Genomic DNA, 18511 nt, shown 5'->3' with positions numbered 1-18511 from the left:
AAAAACAGCAGCGTCGCTACCATCGACCTGATGCTCGACTGGAAAAGGCAATCCTGCATTGCGGTTCCAGCTCGCGCATACCCTCTTTGAAATGAATACTATTTATCCAAGAAAAAAGGTTTGTTGGTATGAAAGTTTCATCATTTCACCGGCGTAATCGCCATCAATTCCTTTATCACGAGCTTTACACTAAAACTCGAGAAAATCTACTTGCATTAATTGAAGTCCGGCTTGCAAATAAAAATATAGTAGAATCAACGTTGGAAAACTCTGTGTTGCATCAGTTTTTGTATTTGGAAGCGTTCTGGATATGGATGCTGGACTACACAGCGGGTGAACCGATCGATGCACTGGCACCACGTATCGCCGGCATCGTGGATAAGTTTGAAGAATGGAATGAGGTCGATCAATTCTGTCAACAGGAAGCTGCGCTTGAGTTTCCGGATTATGGGCCGTACGAATACAACGGAGCACCAGACTTTTCCACGCTTGCAAATTATGAAAACACACTACAGCTACTCGGCATTGCGATATTACTGCGCGATCAACATTCGATATTACGCATCATCCACGTGCTACGCAGTCACCGTGGCCAGGATGGATTATTTGAGCAATTAATTGGCGCATATGTCGAGGATAAGCAAGATCTTGATTCGTGCATTCTTGAAAAGCCCTATGATACTTTACTCCAGGTTTTCTACGAAAATAATGAAAAAGACACACTCAAACTGCTCCAGAAATACCTGAAACAGTGGTATCCAGCCATGAAAGATCATCCCCGCTGGTACGACGGGCATCTGAGAATCCGGGACGAAGGCTACGCTCCCTACTACGGTTACTGGGCATTTGAAGCGGGTGCGACGGTTTTTCTACTTGACTTGGACGACAGCCAGATCGACCATCTGGTCTATCCCAAGGACTTGGTCGATTATGCACGCCAGCTGCGGACAGATGGCCGCTACACCAGCCTGGACACAGAACCGCTAATGCGCAAGGGGCGCGTCGAGAGCGGCCAGCCCTGCCCGCAAACTGGCTTCTGGGAAACCCCAGCAAAATTACACAGCCGTAGCCACTTCGCGCAAGGCCAAGTCATGCCTGTTTTTGACGATGCGGCATACGGTGAAACCATCTGGTATTGGAGTGAAGAACAATAGCCAATATGTCATCTCACACAGCCAGGTATGTTAGGCATTTACATTGAACGCAATGTCCGACTACATTTTGCAGAAATCTGCACTAAACAAAAAATGGTATTCGCCATGAAAATAGCGTCTTTCACGAACGGTGTCGGCAAAAATTTCTTTATGAGGAAGCATATAAAAAAAACGCGAATAAATCAACCCTCATTAATTGAAGGTTAACTTTCCAATAAAAAAATAGCCAACTCAATACAAAGTAAAACTGTGATTCATCAATTTCTATTTTTTGAACTGTTCTGGATCTGGATGCTCGATTATACGGCTGGTGAACCGATCGAGACACTGGCGCCCCGCATCGCGGGTATCGTGGATAAATTTGAAGAATGGAATCAAGTCGATCAACTCTATCAGCAGGAAGCGGCGCTTGACTTTCCTGAATACGGGCCATACGAATACGAGGGAGCGCCACAGTTTTCCATCCTTTCCGATTATGAAGACACGCTTCAACTACTCAGCATCGCCATCCTGTTACGCGATCAGCGTTCGGTGCGACGCATCATCCACGTACTGCGCAGCCACCGTGGCCACGATGGGCTGTTCGAGCAATTAATTGGCGCATATGTTGAGGACAGTCAAGACCTCGACACCTGCATTATCAGCAAACCCTACGACACCCTGTTGCAAGTATTCTATGAGGAAGATGAGAAACCTAGCTTAGTCCTGCTACAAAAATACCTGAAACAGTGGTACCCCGCTATGAGAAATCATCCGCGCTGGCACGACGAGCATCTCAACATCAACGAGGAAGGCTATGCCGCCTATTACGGCTACTGGGCATTCGAAGCAGGGGCGACCGCCTTTATACTCGACCTGGATGACAGCCAGATCGAGCATCTGGTCTACCCCAAAGACCTGGTCGATTATGCGCGACAGCTATGGAAAGCAGGCCGCCACACCAGCCTGGAGATAAAACCATCGGCCGAACGAGAACGCGGCGAATAGAATGAAAAATCCACCATTTGATGATCGTCGCCGCCAACAATTCCTTTGTCAGGAACTATATGAGAAAACCCTGGGGAATTCACGCGCCCTGCTACAAGTTCAGCTGAAAAACAAGGAATCAGCTGAATTCGCTGACGACATCAGTTTGGCGCACCATTTCTTATATCTTGAAAATTTCTGGATCTGGATGCTCGATTACACCGCTGGCGTGCCAATCGAGAAACTTGCGCCACGGCTGTCAGATATCGTGGACAGGTTTTCGGAATGGAACGAAGCCGATCAGTATCGGCAAGAGGAAATCTTGTCGCAATATCCCGAATATGGCCCGTACCGATACAGGGCAGCGCCGAATTTCGGCGACCTGTCCGATTATGAAGATACGCTGCAATTACTAAGTATCGCCATATTATTGCGCGATCAGCGCTCGGTCATGCGCATCATCCGCATACTTCGCAGTCACCGAGGACAGGACGGCCTGTTTGAACAGCTGATTGGCGCGTATGTGGACGATGAGACGACCCTCGATACCTGCGTACTGGGCCAGCCCTACGACACGTTGCTGCAGACGGTATATGAAAGCGATGAGGATGCGGCACAAACGCTCATCAAAAAATATTTGAAGCAGTGGTACCCTGCCATGAAGGATCATCCACGCTGGTACAACGGCCATCTGCGCATTAGCGACGAAGGCTACGCTCCCTATTACGGTTACTGGGCATTTGAAGCCGGTGCAATGGCCTTTGTGTTTGACCTCGATGACAGCGATATCGATCATTTCGCCTATCAGACAGATCTCGTTGCGTATGGACGTGCACTGCGCGTGGAAAACCGCTATACCAGCATAGGTATGAATGAGACTGGCGATGTCGGATATGTCGAAGGCAAACAGCCCTGCCATGACACGGATTTTCGGGAGTAAGGATGCAGACTCTGAACGAACACACTTTTTTGGCCAGGCGCAGGGAACCGCTGCTGTCGTACGCGATTTACCTTGAAAGCAAAGACAGCCAGGATGATTGCTTCGACATGGTGGAGGCAGGCTTGCAACAGCCTGCCGAAGTACTGCAAAATATCCCGCCAGAAAACTTCATGACGGCCACGCGCCAGCGGGCATGGGATGGCATCGACCTGCTCAGCCTGGCTTACAGCGCCGGCCATACGACAACCGATCTGCGCGCGCTATATCCCACGATACTGGACTCGCAGACATCGGCTACCTATACCGCACGCCCGGTGACATTTACTCGCGCGATGGCCGCTCGGATACCGGCTACCTGAGCCATATCTTTGCCATCGGCATCAACTCCATGCAGCACCGGGCACCGTGCCATATCAGGCAATGGCCTCTTCCGTCGGTTGGCGATTGCTCGATATCAGCACGCTGTCGTAGCCGCTGTACACCTTGCGGTAGCGCAAATACCCTGCCTTGCCGGACAGGCCATAGCTGGACCAGCTTGAATCGAACGGTTCGCGCCCTTCCGTCTTCATGCGCGGGATCTTGCCCGTGCGTTCGAACTCCTCCGCCGCCTTGCGCTGCGCATCGTCGAGGCCATCTTTTACCGGCGTAAATTGTTGCAGACCGGTAGTCGACTTCATGCCATAGGCGCGCGCCATCATCTTTTGCCGCTCTTCGTGGTCTTTTGCTTCGCGAATATTGAACTGTTCCACCCTTTTTCGCTTCGCATTCATGGCTTTCAACTTTTCGATCAGGTCCCCTTCATTGTCTGGATTTCCGGGAATCAGCTTGAACCACGCACGCGAATCGTGCACATAATTATCAAAGAAATTGAGCGTCTCCGCACCAAGCGGCGGCGCGCTGGTCCACCACGTCGCGATCTCTTCCCATTCATTGTCGTGGTCATTGTCAAAGCCAGGTTCCTGTGCCTGCGGCTTGAAACCCTTGCCTTTCTCTGCCATCCATTTTTCGAACACCTGGATTTCCTGCTCAAATTCCAGGTTGGCGCTGTGCAAATCATTCTTGTCAAAATTGGAAGCGCGGCCAAAGCTGGCCGTCGATTCCAGCGGGGTTTTGCTGGTGGCCCGCCGTGATCTATGCCACAAAATATGATTCTTGCCCTGTTCACGCATGATGGCCGTCAAGGTGCCCGTCTTGACCTTGCACGTGGCCAGATAGGCGTTCAATGCCGTGATCGTTTCCGGCGCGACTTTGAAGCGCTCCTTGGCAACGTCATTGGCAAATTCCAGCTTCAGGGGCACGCCTGCCAGCCTGGCCGCCCGGTACATATAGATCAGCGGTATGCGCGACAGCATGTCGCCCCCCATCCTGTCCAGTCCACGGCCCTGTTCGCCGGGCATATAGCCGCAGCCGAGATCGGAGTGCACGCCAGGGACGACCACTTCATCGCAATTGGGCGGCAGCACCTGTTTGACGGAGATCGAGTCGAGCGGAAAGCTGCGCCGCAATTCATGCGCGGCGACAAGATGCAAGCACGGTATGCCCTGGGGAATACGCAGGCTGTCATCGGTATCGGCCCAGCCGCCATGACCATCGAACATCTTGCCCATCAGGCTGTTACCCAGGGTATTGCCCAGTCCGACGGATGCCACCGTGTCGAACAAGCCGAGGAAGTTGAATGCCACCTCGAAACCGCCGAGTGTCATCACGCCCTCTTTCTTGCACATGCGGGCATCGAGCGTGCACATCGACATGAGCCAGTTGAGAAAAGCCCGTGCCTGCGTGGCGCCGCGCGAAAAACCAAAAATGGAAATGAAGATTTTCTTTACCGTTGCCGGGTCTTTTTGCCGGGCATTGCCGTATTTATCGGGCATGTGCACGGCGATTGCCGCATGCAGGCGCTTGAGGATTTTTTCAAATTCAAGACGCGTCTTTTCATTTTGCTCGTCATTCGGCATTTCCGCTTCAAAGCGGCGGCGCGGCTGCATCAGGCGCCGCCGTGCCCGGTCGAGCACGATTCTATTCAGGATCGACCTTGTTTCGTCGGGCGATAGCAGGGGCTTTTTCAAAAAATAGCGGTGTATATTATTAATTGCCTGCAGCAGCGCCCACAGAATACGGCCTTCGCCGCCATAACCGGCAGCGGCGCCCCGCGTCAGCTGCAAGCCGGCGCCGCTATCGCCGATCTGCTCGAACGGCGACGCCACGCCAGGAATATACACCTTGAAGAAATGCGAATACGCCGCCTTTTCGTGTGCCCAATCGGTAACAGCGGGCAGCACTGTCGGCGTGCTCAGGCCGGGAAAACAGTCATATAACCGGGCGACATTCGAGTGATTCTTCCCGGCGTCGGCCTGAATATAGTTATTTTTTGTGCCGTCAAAGAAAAATCCAAAAAACAGGTTGGTCTTGCAGGTTGCGCAGGGAGGGCTGGCTGCAGACTTCTCGATCTCTTCCGCTGTCTTGCGTATTTTTCTCGCATCAATGTCTGAAAAAAAGGTATCGAAATCGGCAGCCTTGGAAAACTCCGCCGGGACGGGCTCGATCAGTCTGAAACTCATGGACGTTCCTTTTTTAACTGTTCCAATTTGCTTCGGCTGCCAGCCAGCAAACGGGCATAGTCCGCGCGCAAATACGCGTGAAAGCGCGCATCGTCGGGTCCCGTATAGTCGCTGAACGCCTTCGGGTCCGATTTGCGCTCGGATGCCCACACTTCCCTGGCATGCTCGGACGGTGCCAGCCGCATCTGCTCAAGCAGCTTTTCCCACAATTTCACGCCGCCCTCTTCATGCCGAATGTAGACATCCCATTTCTCTCGCCGATATTCCAGCGACGGCACGGGCCAACCTTTGATTTTCCCCGGCCAGCTGGCGTGGTCGGGCTGGTAATCGCTGGTAACGATGCTCAGCTTGCCATCGACACCGCGCAGCACCCACAGTTCGCCCGGCTTGCCATCGGCATACGCGGGTACTTCGAGCAACTGCGTCTGCTGTACTTCCGGCAAGCTGCCATCGGCCTTCCTGGGCAGCCAGTGGGTGGCGTCGACCCGCACCTGGATGCCGGGACGCCAGCGCCGGGGCAGGTCATAGCAGCACAGGGTGCCGCCGGCGGCATACGGGTCGATCAGCTCGCCTCCGCCCCTGTTCGCCTCGTTCTTTGGATCAATGATGACGTAACTGAAGACCTCGCCGCTGTAATTGACGCCGTGTATGCTGACGGGCACGTCTTTGCCCGCACAGGCGCTCAGCATGGGCAGCAACAGCATACCCAGTGCCAGCGCGCGCAAGCCCCTGCTGGCGGATGTTCGAACGCTCACCATGCTTGCCCCGCTGCTTGCAGGCTGGTTTGTTGCCGCGGCACGGCATCGGGCAATGGGCCACGCCGCAGCCAGCGCTCGCACCAGTCGGCCTTGTCATAGGTATCGAGCGGCTCGCCCGCGATGGCGGCCAACGCTTGCGTCACCAGCAGATAGGCGCCATGGCGGTCCTGGCTGTGGTCATGGCCGCGCTCGTGCAGCATGGTGAGGATTTCATCGGTTTCACTGTCACTGACCAGGCTGGCAAACTGCTGTGCGCCCAGCGCCACGGGCCGCTCGGCATGCGCGCTGTCCTGCTGCGGCACGGGCAATTGCCGCCAATGGCCGTCGCGGGCGATGTACGACCAGCTGACGGCAGGTCCCGCCAGTTGCGCCTGCTGCTCCCGTGTCAGCGCGGCATGGATGGCGGGCAGCCGGCGCGTATCGGGAAAGCGGAAATTGAAGCGCTGTCCATCGGCCTCGATGATGCACCAGGCAGCCAGGCGCGCGGCCAGTTCCGACTGGCTTTCCCGCGTGGCGATGGCGCTCAGCATGGGCCAGCCGCTGCAACGCGCCAGCCACGGCGCCTCAGGGGCGGCGGAAAAAACGGCAGCATAGTCCAGCAGCAGCGGCGACACGTCGCGCGTGGCGTCGGTGCACCCGGGCAGTGCCTCGAACAGCAGCGAAGGGGACCACGCTGCCAGCTTGCGGTGCAGTCCCGGCAGGAATACGCCGTCGAGCAAGAGATACAGCCGCGCCTGCCCCTGCATGGCCTCGCGCGCCAAAGTGTCAAGATGTGCCTGCCAGCCGTCGGCATAAGGGGCGATCAGCATCGTTATCCTGCCATGGTAAAGGCGGAGCCGGCCATCAATGACTTCTTCAGGCACTCCACGCAGATACTGCTGGGCAAACCGGGCATCGCATACGCCATGCTTTCCGGACCAATAAAACTCTTCTTGCCGGCATGCACCGTGATCTTGCCGGGACATTGCACGGTGATATTGCCGCCCTCGATCGTGATGTTCGCCCCGCCCGCCGTCGACAGGCGGATGCTTTTCGCCGCCGCCCAGTCGATGTGCGCGGCGGCGCTGACGATGTTGACTTCCTCGCGCGCCTGCACGTTGAGCACGTCGGCCTGCGCCTCGAACTCGATCGCCTGTTTCGCGGCGATCAGCTGCAGGCCGGTATTGTTCTCGCCCGCCTTGACGACGCCGGCCAGCGCGCCGATGGCCTGGCCGCTGTGCACGCGCAGCTGGCCGCCGCCGACGAACTGCGTGTCCTGGCCACTCATCAGGGAGGCTGTTTCGCCATTCGCCAGCTGGAGATCCTGGCCCGCCAGCACGCCCAGGCCGGCGCGGGCGGCGATGGCGATGATGGCGTCGCTGCTGTGCGGCAGCTTGTCGTCGCCGGGACTGGTCGGCTTGCCCGCCGCGTCGCGCCGGGCGGCCGCCGTACTGTCCCGGCTCAGCATGCCGGAGGCGCTGGTGAGGAAGGCTTGCAGGGGCGCCGCCTTCTCGTCGAGCACGCTGGCATTCGCCTTGGCCGCGCCCAGGTGGCTGGCATACGCGACCGTCTTGTGCGTGACGGCGGCGGCGCTGAAGGTTTCGCCCAGCTTGGCCGCCTGCTTGAGCAAGACCATGCCCGGCGCATTGTCGCCGGCCGGATCGCGCGCCTGCGCGTCATGGTTGACGAGGTAGCTGGAAATCAATAACCCGGCTCCGGCCCGCACGGCGCCGTAATCGTCGGTGCGCAGTTCCGCGCCCATGCCGCGCAGGCTGCCCCGGTAATTGTCGGCCGCATGGATCAGGTGGCCAAGATTGAGTGCGCTTGCCGCATGGCTGCTCTTGAGCTCGATACGCCCCTGCTGGTCCGTATCGTCGAACAGCAGCTGGTTGTAGCCTGCGGCGCCGAATTCCTTGCTGCGGATGCCCCATTGCGCGGCGCCGTTGCGGTGGCCGGCGCTGCCACCAGCCGCGCCATGCCAGAGCGGGCTGTTGCCGCCGGCCACATTGCCCTGCGCCGAGGGCGCATGGTCGCGCGCCGGCGCGAACACGCTGGCGTCCGCGGGCTTGTCCGTGACACCGCCCGGCGTGGGCGCGACGCCGCCCTCGCCCTGCCCGTTGTACAGGGCGCCGACGATGAGGGGCCGGTCGATATCGTTTTCGAGGAATTGCACCAGCACTTCCTGGCCGATGCGCGGCAGGAACTGGCTGCCCATGCCGCCGCCGGCCGCGCGCTGCGCCACGCGCACCCAGCACGTGGCGCTGCCCTCCCGCTGCCAGTGGAAACGGATGCGCACCCGGCCCAGCCTGTCGCAATGGAGTTCGCTGCCGCCGCCGGCGCTGGCGCTGCCGTCGGCACCGACGACGATGGCGCTCTGGCTGCCGCAGGCGGTCGGCTTCGGATGGTGGCGCAGGTCGCCGCCGTCCTGCAACGGCCGCCATGGGGTGTCGGCCGCGATGGCGTCAACATGGTTCGCATAGCCGCTCTCGACAGCCTGCGCGATCATCTGGTCGAGAGGCGACACGCCCATCGACGGCGAGGCCAGGCCGGCGAACGCTGTTTGCAAGGTTTCCTGCAACAGTTCCGGGATCGGGCCGAACAGTTCAGCCAGGCCCTGTCTGGCGGGTGCCGGCAAATTATTCACGCCCACGCTGCACACGCGCAGCACGACCAGCGCCGGCGCCTCGGCGCCGTCCTGCTGCAACGGTCCCTGCGTCAAGATAAAGCGCGTGCCGGCACGCAAGGTGCGCACGGTTGAACGCGCCTGCCAGCGTTCGCCGCGCGCTTCGATCGCCTGCATCTGCAGCAAGGCATAGCGTTCGGCCTGGGCCGCATCGGCATAGAAATACTGGCCTGGCGTGTCATAGCTTTCCAGCACGGGCGCGTTCTTGCCTCCCGGCGCCAGCCGCGTCGGCACGCTGGCGCTGACGGCTTTCTTGGCCTTGTAATCGTAGCTGAGCACGGTCGCCACCGCCGTGCGCAAGGCGCGTGCCCGGCTGAGCGCCTGGACGGAGTCGGCCTGTTCCATGGCCCGCGCCCCATGAAAACGGATGCCGCCGCCTTGCGCGCTGCTGGCGTCCTCCGGCACCGCGCTCACGGCGCTGCTGTCGGCGAACAGTACCAGGCAATGGCCGCCCTCGTGTTCTTCGAAACGCCAGGCCAGGCCTTCTTCGCTCAGCAGGCGCGTGACGAAGTCCAGATCCGACTCGCGGTACTGGCAGCAATAGCTGCGCGGCTGCGCTTTGGCCATGAACGGCCCCGTGTCGCCGCTCCAGCGCCAGTCGGCTTGCGGCGCGTAGGCCTGGAACACGCTGTCGACGATCTCGATCACGCTCTTGTCTTGCCAGACGCGGCTGTTGCGTACCTGGCTCAGCAACCATAGCCACGGCGTCAGGCGCAGCCGGAAACGGGCCAGCCCGCCGTCGCTGCCCAGCATCGCCGCTTCGCTGATATAGCCGCTGAAGACGGCACGGCTGCCGTCGGCCAGGCTGGCGTGCAGCGCGGCCGGCTTGCCCAGCAGCGGCGCCAGCGCCACGTTGGCATCTGTCGACAGCACGATGACGTCGCGCACGCCCACGGCCTGCAACTGCTCGTCGGCGGCAAACGCTTCCACCAGCCACTGTGCCGTCCCGCCCTCGCCGCCGTCGAGCGACAGCTCATACAAGCGCGTCACGCTGCTGAAACCAGCCAGGGAAGCGTTGACCTGATCGGCGCTGGCGGCACTCATTTGCCGCCTTTCGCGATAGCTTGCCCGGCCTTGCACTGCGCGTCGTCGTCATGCTCCTGGCAGGCGCGCGCGCGGCACGCCACGGCGGCGTCGCGCTTGAGCGCCGCGCATTGCCGCAACTGGGCCGCCAGGCTTGAAACGGTTTTCTTCGGTGCCGGCGCGGCCTGCGCGTGGGCCAGCAGGGCTGACAGCAGGGCGATATCGCTGTCTTCCGCGCGGCGGGCAGGCGTTGCCGCAGGGTTTTTCGCCGGCGCTTTTTTGGCTTCAGGGCGAGCCGCCCTGGCCACCTGTTTCGCTGCAGCGGCCGGTGGCGACGGTGTTTCCAGCGCCTTGCTCAGCACATCGCCGGGGTGCGCGGCACTCGCGTTCCCGGCAGCAGCGGCAGTGGCGTCCGCGCCGGCATCGAGCATGTCGCTCAGGCTCTGCTGCGGTACGGCTGCGCCAGGCGACGCCTCGTCATGGATGCTGGCGACAGCCGGCGGCGCTGCCACCGCGACGGGCGCGGCGGCGGGCAGGGAAACCGGCGCCGCCGGTGCACCGTTGTCGCCAGTCCGCTCCCCGCGCTGGCCCAGCCAGACGCCAGCGGCCAAAAACAGCAGCAGCGCGGCCGCCGCGCCCATGCCCCCGCGCAGGGCCAGGCTGCCGCGCCTGGCTCTGACGGACGAGCCGGTATCGCCCCCCTCGAGCGTGGTCAGGATACGGTTACGGTCGGCCTCCGCCTGCTGCGCCTGCGTCAACAGGCTGGGCCGGGCCGGGAGCCGGGGGCTATCGTCATGAGTTCGCAAAATGTGCGCTCCTGTAATATTTGCAAGACTTTACGCTATTCAACAAAATCATGACGCGTGCCATAAAATCAACAGTGCGCACCCCCCGCACAATTGAAATACACCGCCCTTAATTATCAGTTTTGTAAGATATACTTCCAGGCAATATCCATCGTTTCCCTGGTTTCGCCCGATGGACAGCACAGTTCCCCGCAGCCAAACATTTTTTGATTGAGGTTCGCGTGTTCCTACTCGCGGTAGCGCTGTATTTCATCCTGGCATGCCTGATCAGCTGGCTGGTGCTGTTCCCGGCCGGACGCGATTTCGTGCTGCACGCCGTCGATGGCGCGGAACAGCGCCTCGCCGCCTGCCTGCAGCGCGTGGCCAGGCGCCGGCAGACGGGCATGGCCAGCCTGGGACAGCGCAGCGCCACGCTGCTGGCCCGCACCGCCGACCTGCTGCGCCGTCATTACTTGCTGTGTCTCGCGGGCGTGGCCGCGATCAGCCTGCCGACCCTGCTGGCCCTGATGGCCGACAGCAAGTCCATGCTGGGCGCCTACGATGTATCGACGCGGGAAATGAATACGCAGGTGGCCAGCCTGCTGCAGGGCGAGCAGCTGGTGCCGCCCGTCGACCTGCCGCCGCTGGTGTTTGCGACGGAAGAAGTGCGCCAGGAGCGCCCGCTGCTGGTATCGGCCAGCCGCAACTGGACCTTGCTGAATGTGGAATACGCGCAGCGCCTGCTGCTGGTCTTCAAGATCATGAAAGAAAAGCATGGCTACGAGATGGCGCTGCTGGAAGGCTACCGCAGTCCCGAGCGGCAAACCATGTTGGCGGACATGGGACCCAACGTGAGCAACGCGGCCGCCTTTCAAAGCTGGCACCAGTACGGTCTGGCGGCCGACTGCGCCTTCCTGCGCAATGGCAAGCTGGTCATTTCCGAGAAGGACCCGTGGGCCATGCGCGGCTACCAGCTGTATGGCGAAGTGGCCGAATCGGTCGGCATGACCTGGGGCGGACGCTGGAAAATGATGGATTTCGGGCATACCGAGCTGCGCCTACCCGGCGTAATGAAAAAACACTGAGAGGAGCGCGTATGGCGGGTCCGGTAATCAGATTAGGCGACAAGACATCGCATGGCGGCACCGTGCTGGAAGCATCGACGGTGAGCGACAGCGGCGGCATCGGCATGGCGCGGGTGGGCGACAAGGTGGCCTGTCCGCTGCCCGGCCATGGCGTATGCCCCATCGTCAGCGGCGACCCCAGCCTCATCGTCGATGGCAAGCCGGTGGCCCGCCACGGCGACAAGACCAGCTGCGGCGCGCTGCTGATCGCCAGCCAGCAAGCCACCACCGACCAGGCATGATGGTCCTGCCCGTATGCGGAGGAGCCCGCTGATGCGCCCCTGGCTGCGACGCTGCCTGCTGACCGTATCCGTCTTTGCGCTATGCTGGACGGGTTCCATCGCGTATTGGCGCGACAGCACGCGCATGCCGGCGCCGGGCGAACTGGCCGGCGCCATGCTGGCGCTCCCGCTGGCACTGCTGCTGATGCTGTGGCTGGGTAAAAAACTGCTGCTCAGGCTGCTGGCCGGGCCCGCGCTGGCTGCGGCGCCCGGTCTTGCCGCCCCACTCCAGGCCGAGGCGGCAGCCCCGCCCGCTTTACCGGCGCCGCTGCAGATCGTGGCCGCCAGCCTGCGCATGCCGGGCGGCGCGACGCCGGCAGAATTGCTGGCTGCCATGCGCTCCCGGCAAGCCCGCCCCGCGCTCGACGAGGAACTCCTCGATGAAGACGGCTATCCCCTGCTGTGCGGCAGGGTGGAGGGCATCGACGAAGAGGCACAGCAGCAATTGCTGGCCGCCTGGCTGCGCGAGCATCCGCAGGCCGGCCTGGCCAGCGATCCCTTCCCCTTCAATCCGGAAGACCTGCGCGCGCTGGCCCTGGGCGCCGACGTGCTGGCCGACCTGCTGGACGAAGCGCTGCAGCATGCGCTGTCCGCAGGCACAGCGGCGTCGCCGGCCAGCGTGGCGCCCATGCTGCGGCTGCACCCGCTGATGCCGGCCTCGTGGAGCGCCGCCCAGCGCCAGGCCGGCGACGCCTGGCTGCGCCACCTGGCGCGCGAGCAGGGCTGGCCAGCGCAGACATTGCTGCCGGCTGACGAGCCCGGCACCCGGCAGCCGGCGCCGTTTGCCCTGTTGAACCAGCTTGCCGTACACGCGCCGACGCAGCCGCCCTGCCTGGCCATCGTGCTGGCCTGCGATTCCGGCCTGGGCGAACTGCGCGCGCATGCCTTGTCGAGCCAGGGACAGCTGTTCAGCGCCGGCCAGGCGAACGGACAGATTCCCGGCGAAGGCGCGGCCGGCCTGCTGCTGGCCAGTCCCGGCGCAGCGGCGCCACTGGACGAGCCGGCGCCAGTGCTGCTGCACCGCGCCGCCACGGGCGAACTGCCGCAAGGCGCCAGCCAGCAGGGAAAAACGGACAAGAGCATGCTGGCGGACCTGTGCAGGCAGGCGCTGGCGGCAGCGGGCGGCGATGCGGCGGCCGGCATCGCCCTGGTCAGCGCCGATACCGACCAGCGCGCCAACCGCATGCTCGAACTGATGCAGTGCGCCGGCGCCCTGCTGCCCCAGCTGGACCTGGGCGAGCAGGTGCTGGGCGTCGGCGCCGCATGCGGCCAGTGCGGCGCCGTCACCACGCTGGCCGCATTGGCCATGGCGCGGCAGGCGGCGGCCGACGACGGCACGCACGTTTTATGCCTCAGCAATCTCGATCCGCTCCAGCGCGGCGCGCTCGTCATCGGGCCACCCGCGGAAAACAGTCACAGCGCCACCTGATACGACGACGTCCCCTCCACGCACATTAACGGTTTGCACACTATAAAACTATGATGCAACGATTCCGGCACTTCCTGACCTCACGCACCAGCCTGCTCATCCTCGGCATCGCGGCCGCCATCCTGCTGCTGTGCGCGTGCGCCGTCATCTTCGACTGGCCGGCCGTCCGGCTGCTGTCCTTGCTGGCCGCGGCGGCGCTGCTGGGCGCCGTGCTGTGGTGGCTGCGCCGCCGCCGGCGCCGGCGCGAGGGCGCCAGCTTCAACAGCATGCTGGAACAGCAGGCGGCCGGCGCCGCGCCCAAGGCTGGCCCGGTACAGCGCGAGGAAACCGAAGCCATCCGCAAGCGCATGCTGGAAGCGATCACTACCATCAAGACATCGCGGCTGGGCCAGCTGTCGGGCGATGCCGCGCTGTATGAACTGCCCTGGTATATGATCATCGGCAATCCCGCCGCCGGCAAGAGCACGGCGATCGCCAATTCTGGCCTGCAGTTTCCTTTTGTCGACAGCAAGATCGTGCAAGGCATGGGCGGCACCCGCAACTGCGACTGGTTTTTCACCACCGACGGCATCCTGCTCGACACGGCCGGGCGCTACGCCATCAACGATGAAGACCGCGCCGAGTGGTTCGGCTTCCTCGGCCTGCTGAAAAAACACCGCAAGCGCGCGCCGATCAACGGCATCATCATCGCCGTCAGCATTGCCGAGCTGACCGGCAGCAAGCCGGAATTCGCCATCGAACTGGCCAAGAACCTGCGCCAGCGCGTGCAGGAACTGACGGAAAGGCTGGAAGTCCATGCGCCCGTGTACGTGGTCTTCACCAAGGCCGACCTGATCACGGGCTTCAGCGAATTTTTCCAGGATGCCGAGCGCGCCGAACGCGACAAGGTCTGGGGCGCCACCCTGCCCTACAGCGTCAACAGTTCGAAGCAGGACGTGCTGGAGCAGTTCGACCAGCGTTTCGACGAGCTGTACGATGGTCTGAAGGACCTCAGCCTGGCCAGCATGTCGCTGCTGGGACGCGAGCGCATGCCGCCCGGCGTCTTCACCTTCCCGCTGGAATTCAGTTCCGTGAAGGGGCCGCTGCGCGCCTTCATCGCCACCCTGTTCGAGGAAAATCCCTTCCAGTTCAAGCCCGTCTTCCGCGGTTTCTATTTCACCAGCGCCCTGCAGGAAGGCGCTTCCGTCTCCGCCTCGTCGGAACGGGTGGCGCAGCGCTTCGACCTCAAGCCACAGCCACAGGAACACAAGACCGTGCAAGTCCAGGACCAGCACGGCTACTTCCTGCTGAACCTGTTTCGCAAGGTGATCTTCGCCGACAGGGAACTGGTGGCGCAATACGCCAGTCCGCGCAAGACGCGCTTGCGCTATGCCACGTTTTTTACCGCCATCGCGCTGGCCGGCCTGGCGCTGGGCGGCTGGAGCTGGTCCTACCTGGCCAACCGCCAGCTGGCAGCGAACGTGCAGGCCGACCTGGAGCAGGCCATCAAGGTGCAGGACAAGCGCCTGGACCTGCAGTCGCGCTTCCAGGCCCTGGAAATCCTGCAGGACCGCATCGAGCAGCTGGAAGCGTACCGCAGCAAGCGGCCGCTGGCGCTCAGCCTGGGCCTGTACCAGGGTGACTTGCTCGAGCGCAAACTGCGCGAAGAGTATTTCTCCGGCCTCAAGGAAGTCATGCTCGCGCCGGTGGCGCAGTCGCTGGAATCGTTCCTCGCGGAAGTGAACGCCGGCGCCGACCGCCTGCAGCCGCTGACGGCGGTGCCGGCCGCGCGGGCGACAGCAGTGACGCCAGCCGCCGGCGCCGTGCCGGCCGGCACGACGGCCGCCACCACAATCGCTACGGCAGTCGGCACAAGCAGCCAGCCCTTCAAGGATGCCGCGCCGACGAACGTGGAGGATGCCTACAATGCCCTGAAGACCTACTTGATGCTGGGCGACAAATCGCGCGCCGAGGCCGGCCACCTGAACGACCAGCTGACCCGCTACTGGCGCGGCTGGCTCGACGCCAACCGGGGCAACATGCCGCGCGAACAGATGATCCGCAGCGCCGAGCGCCTGATCTCGTTCTACCTGACGCAGATCGACGACCCGTCCTGGCCGCAGATCGAGAACAAGCGGGCCCTGGCCGACCAGTCGCGCGACAGCCTGCGCCGCGTGGTGCGCGGCATGCCGGCGCGCGACCGCGTGTATGCGGACGTGAAGGCGCGCGCCGCCACGCGCTTCCCGTCGATGACGGTGGCGCGCATCGTTGGCGAGCAGGACAAGGAACTGGTGCTGGGCAGCTACGCCATCCCCGGCACCTTCACGCGCGACGCCTGGGAAAAATACATCCAGCAGGCGTTCCAGGAAGCGGCCAACCGCGAACTGCAAAGCGCCGACTGGGTACTGAAGACGGCGTCGAAGGATGACCTGACCCTGGAAGGCAGCCCGGAACAGATCCAGAAGGCGCTGCTGGAACTGTACAAGACCGATTACGCCAGGGAATGGCAGAAATTCATCCAGGGCGTCAGCATCCGCGAATTGAACGGTTTCGACAACGCGGCGCAGGCCATGAACCGCCTCGGCGATCCGCAAGCCTCGCCCCTCAACAAACTGATCGAGACCGTGTACCAGGAAACCTCGTGGGACAACCCTTCGCTGCTGGGCCAGGGCTTGCAGCGCGCCCAGCGCGGGGCGATGGACTGGTTCCGCGAAACGGTGCTGCGCCAGAAGCCCGCCGCCACGGCGACTGGCCAGGCCGGCGGCACCATGCCGATGGGGCCCGTCGGCCGCGAATTTTCCGGCGTGGCGCGCCTGGTGGTGGCGCGCGACAAGGAAGCCTCGCCCGTGCGCGGCTACCTGGCGGCCCTGTCGAAGCTGCGCGTGCGCCTCAACCAGATCAAGAACCAGGGCGACACGGGCCCCGGCGCCAAGCAGCTGATGCAGCAGACGCTCGACGGCAGCGGCTCGGAGCTGGCCGACGCGCTCAAGTACGTCGATGAGCAGATGCTGACCGGCATGAGCGACCAGCAAAAGCAGGCCATCCGTCCGCTGCTGGTACGCCCGCTGATGCAGACCTTCGCCGTCATCGTCAAGCCCACCGAGACGGAGATCAACAAGGTATGGCTGGCCCAGGTGCTCGAACCGTTCCAGAAAACCCTGGCGCCGAAATATCCGTTCGCGCCCGACTCGCGCATCGAGGCGAGCAATGCGGACATCGGCCAGGTATTCGGACCGGAAGGCGCCATCGCCAAGTTCTTCAACACCACCATCGGCCCGCTCGTCGTGCGGCGCGGCGACGCCATCAGCGCCAGGACCTGGGCCGCGATGGGCATCACCCTGGCGCCGCCGGTGGTGGCCAGCCTGCCCGGCTGGGTCGCGCCGCTCAGCGCCAACGGCGTGGCCACGGCGGCCGGCGCCGCCGAAGCGCAGACGCGCTTCGACCTGCAGGCGCTGAGCGCGCCCGGCGCCACCGAATATACGATCGAGATCGATGGCCAGGCGCTGCGCTGGCGCGGCCAGCCGCAGCCCTGGGTGCACATGGTCTGGCCCAACCCGCAGGGCGTGCCCGGCTCGCGCATCAGCGCCATCACGCCGGAAGGACGCGCCGTGGTGCTGCTGAACGAACCCGGGCATTTCGGCCTGAAGAAGATGATCGACTCGGCCAGGCGCACGCGCAAGGAAGGCGGCATATTCGAACTGAGCTGGGAAAACAGCGGCGTCACCGTGGTGGCCAACCTGAAGATCGTGGCCGCTGCCGCGCCGGCGCCGGCCTCCGCCGGCAACCAGGGTTTCCGCGGCTTGAAACTGCCGGAATCGGTCGCCATCGGCGCGCCGGAAACGGCCACCGCCATCGCCGGGAACACGCCATGAGCCGCCCGACCGTTACCCAGATCGGCTATTTCGGCAAGATCCCCAGCCGCGGCGACTTCATCAAGCATGGCGACAACCCGGCCCTGCTGAAGATGCTCGATGAGTGGCTGGCCAACGCCATGGAACTGATGACGGCCGATGCGCGCTGGAAGCTCACCTACGATGCGCTGCCGCCGCTGCATTTCGCCTTCATCGGCCCGCGCCGCGGCCGCGCCATCGCCGGGCATATCGCCGCCAGCAACGATGCCTCGTCGCGCCGCTTTCCCTTCCTGATGATGGGCGCCATGGAAGTGGCGCAGCCGGCCGGCTTCGTGCCGACCAGTCCGCTGGTGCTGTCGCGCCTGTGGAACCGCCTCGACGCCCTGAGCGTGGAGATGCGCGGCGCGGCGGCCGGCGCCGCGCTGCCGGCCGCCGCCGCGGGCGCCAGCATCGAACTGGACTTGCGCGGCAGCGCCTACGACGCCGCCTTCGACGATTTCCTCTGCTTGCAGACGGTGGGCGCGCTCGACGCCCTGCTGGCGCCCACGGGTTTTGGCGGCTCCGTGCGCCAGGTGCTGCTGGCCCTGGGCATGCTGCTGCAGCCCGTCATGGCCAGCAGTTCCAGCCGGCTGGAAAAAAGCCTGGAACTGCCGCTGCCGGCCGACCCCCTGTACCGCAACCTGGTGGCGGCCTTCTGGATGCACCTGATCGCCCCGTTCCTGGCGCGCGCCGACTTCGAACTGGCGCTGTTCATCACCCGCATCCGCGGCCGCCATGCGCTGGTGCTGGGCTTTTGCGGCGCCTCGGCGCAAACCCTGCACGCCATCATGGAACCGCAGGCGGCGCTGGAACACCACATCGCCTTCGACGACCTAGCCTGGGTCGAGGAACATGCCGACAGCGACTACGCCATCAAGAAAGCCTCGGCCTGCCTCGCGCAGGCCAACCTGTCACTCAAATCGGCGCACGACACGTTTCGTGCCGCCTTCATCGGGACCTGA

Annotated in this window: 14 protein-coding genes; 9 read left to right on the top strand and 5 right to left on the bottom strand. The window is 62.9% G+C overall.

The window, feature by feature from the left end; genetic code table 11:
* Positions 1 to 128: 128 nt before the first annotated feature.
* The 4 genes from ACQ4WQ_RS19980 (at position 129) to ACQ4WQ_RS19965 (ending at position 3419) form a co-directional block, all read left to right on the top strand.
* Positions 129 to 1154: a PoNe immunity protein domain-containing protein gene (locus tag ACQ4WQ_RS19980; protein ID WP_436499426.1), complete on the top strand. Its 1026-nt coding sequence runs from the start codon at positions 129 to 131 to the stop codon at positions 1152 to 1154.
* Positions 1155 to 1403: 249 nt separating this feature from the next.
* Positions 1404 to 2141 carry a PoNe immunity protein domain-containing protein gene (locus tag ACQ4WQ_RS19975; RefSeq protein WP_436499424.1) on the top strand — a complete coding sequence of 246 codons (738 nt, stop codon included), beginning with the start codon at positions 1404 to 1406 and terminating at the stop codon, positions 2139 to 2141.
* A 1-nt stretch (position 2142) separates the two neighbouring features.
* Positions 2143 to 3060 carry a PoNe immunity protein domain-containing protein gene (locus ACQ4WQ_RS19970; protein ID WP_436499422.1) on the top strand — a complete coding sequence of 306 codons (918 nt, stop codon included), beginning with the start codon at positions 2143 to 2145 and terminating at the stop codon, positions 3058 to 3060.
* Between the two features lie 2 nt (positions 3061 to 3062).
* Entirely contained in the window at positions 3063 to 3419 is a 357-nt protein-coding gene (locus ACQ4WQ_RS19965; protein WP_436499420.1) for a hypothetical protein, read from the top strand.
* A gap of 54 nt (positions 3420 to 3473) precedes the next feature.
* Here ACQ4WQ_RS19965 and ACQ4WQ_RS19960 read toward each other — a convergent pair whose 3' ends face one another.
* The 5 genes from ACQ4WQ_RS19960 to ACQ4WQ_RS19940 form a co-directional block, all read right to left on the bottom strand.
* Positions 3474 to 4763 carry a T6SS phospholipase effector Tle1-like catalytic domain-containing protein gene (locus ACQ4WQ_RS19960; RefSeq protein ID WP_436499748.1) on the bottom strand — a complete coding sequence of 430 codons (1290 nt, stop codon included), beginning with the start codon at positions 4761 to 4763 and terminating at the stop codon, positions 3474 to 3476.
* Positions 4764 to 5614: 851 nt separating this feature from the next.
* A complete protein-coding gene (locus tag ACQ4WQ_RS19955; RefSeq protein WP_436499418.1) occupies positions 5615 to 6322 on the bottom strand; it encodes a DUF3304 domain-containing protein in 708 nt (235 codons plus the stop codon).
* Positions 6323 to 6369: 47 nt separating this feature from the next.
* On the bottom strand, positions 6370 to 7185 hold the full coding sequence (locus ACQ4WQ_RS19950) for a DUF4123 domain-containing protein (protein ID WP_436499416.1): 816 nt from the start codon (positions 7183 to 7185) through the stop codon (positions 6370 to 6372).
* 2 nt (positions 7186 to 7187) lie between these two features.
* Complete coding sequence (locus ACQ4WQ_RS19945; RefSeq protein WP_436499414.1) at positions 7188 to 10082, bottom strand: type VI secretion system Vgr family protein; 2895 nt, start codon at positions 10080 to 10082, stop codon at positions 7188 to 7190.
* On the bottom strand, positions 10079 to 10819 hold the full coding sequence (locus ACQ4WQ_RS19940) for a hypothetical protein (RefSeq protein WP_436499412.1): 741 nt from the start codon (positions 10817 to 10819) through the stop codon (positions 10079 to 10081). Before ACQ4WQ_RS19940 ends, ACQ4WQ_RS19945 begins: the two co-directional genes overlap by 4 nt.
* Before the next feature lie 269 nt (positions 10820 to 11088).
* Between ACQ4WQ_RS19940 and ACQ4WQ_RS19935 the strand changes: the two genes are divergently transcribed.
* Genes ACQ4WQ_RS19935 through tagF form a run of 5 tightly spaced genes read left to right on the top strand, consistent with a single transcriptional unit; the run spans position 11089 to position 18511 of the window.
* A complete protein-coding gene (locus tag ACQ4WQ_RS19935; RefSeq protein WP_326459069.1) occupies positions 11089 to 11931 on the top strand; it encodes a M15 family metallopeptidase in 843 nt (280 codons plus the stop codon).
* An 11-nt stretch (positions 11932 to 11942) separates the two neighbouring features.
* Positions 11943 to 12212 (top strand): PAAR domain-containing protein, encoded by a 270-nt coding sequence (locus tag ACQ4WQ_RS19930; protein ID WP_436499410.1) that lies wholly within the window; start codon positions 11943 to 11945, stop codon positions 12210 to 12212.
* A 31-nt stretch (positions 12213 to 12243) separates the two neighbouring features.
* On the top strand, positions 12244 to 13680 hold the full coding sequence (locus tag ACQ4WQ_RS19925; RefSeq protein WP_436499408.1) for a hypothetical protein: 1437 nt from the start codon (positions 12244 to 12246) through the stop codon (positions 13678 to 13680).
* 53 nt (positions 13681 to 13733) lie between these two features.
* Positions 13734 to 17531 carry a type VI secretion system membrane subunit TssM gene (gene tssM, locus ACQ4WQ_RS19920; protein WP_436499746.1) on the top strand — a complete coding sequence of 1266 codons (3798 nt, stop codon included), beginning with the start codon at positions 13734 to 13736 and terminating at the stop codon, positions 17529 to 17531.
* Positions 17528 to 18511, top strand: a complete 984-nt coding sequence (tagF, locus tag ACQ4WQ_RS19915) for a type VI secretion system-associated protein TagF (protein ID WP_436499406.1) — start codon at positions 17528 to 17530, stop codon at positions 18509 to 18511. The genes tssM and tagF overlap by 4 nt, the downstream gene beginning before the upstream one ends.

Origin of the sequence: Janthinobacterium goodfellowi (assembly GCF_051380695.1) — a bacterium.
Taxonomy (GTDB): Bacteria; Pseudomonadota; Gammaproteobacteria; order Burkholderiales; family Burkholderiaceae_D; genus Janthinobacterium.
Note: the sequence above shows the minus strand (reverse complement) of the source record. Positions and strands in the feature narration are given on the sequence as shown.

Bases quoted from the DNA above. Each gene is read 5' to 3' on its own strand.
- ACQ4WQ_RS19980 (WP_436499426.1), top strand. From the start codon at position 129: ATGAAAGTTTCATCATTTCACCGGCGTAATCGCCATCAATTCCTTTAT.
- ACQ4WQ_RS19970 (WP_436499422.1), top strand. From the start codon at position 2,143: ATGAAAAATCCACCATTTGATGATCGTCGCCGCCAACAATTCCTTTGT.
- ACQ4WQ_RS19965 (WP_436499420.1), top strand. From the start codon at position 3,063: ATGCAGACTCTGAACGAACACACTTTTTTGGCCAGGCGCAGGGAACCG.
- ACQ4WQ_RS19960 (WP_436499748.1), bottom strand. From the start codon at position 4,763: ATGACACTCGGCGGTTTCGAGGTGGCATTCAACTTCCTCGGCTTGTTC.
- ACQ4WQ_RS19955 (WP_436499418.1), bottom strand. From the start codon at position 6,322: ATGCTGTTGCTGCCCATGCTGAGCGCCTGTGCGGGCAAAGACGTGCCC.
- ACQ4WQ_RS19950 (WP_436499416.1), bottom strand. From the start codon at position 7,185: ATGCTGATCGCCCCTTATGCCGACGGCTGGCAGGCACATCTTGACACT.
- ACQ4WQ_RS19945 (WP_436499414.1), bottom strand. From the start codon at position 10,082: ATGAGTGCCGCCAGCGCCGATCAGGTCAACGCTTCCCTGGCTGGTTTC.
- ACQ4WQ_RS19930 (WP_436499410.1), top strand. From the start codon at position 11,943: ATGGCGGGTCCGGTAATCAGATTAGGCGACAAGACATCGCATGGCGGC.
- ACQ4WQ_RS19925 (WP_436499408.1), top strand. From the start codon at position 12,244: ATGCGCCCCTGGCTGCGACGCTGCCTGCTGACCGTATCCGTCTTTGCG.
- tssM (WP_436499746.1), top strand. From the start codon at position 13,734: ATGCAACGATTCCGGCACTTCCTGACCTCACGCACCAGCCTGCTCATC.
- tagF (WP_436499406.1), top strand. From the start codon at position 17,528: ATGAGCCGCCCGACCGTTACCCAGATCGGCTATTTCGGCAAGATCCCC.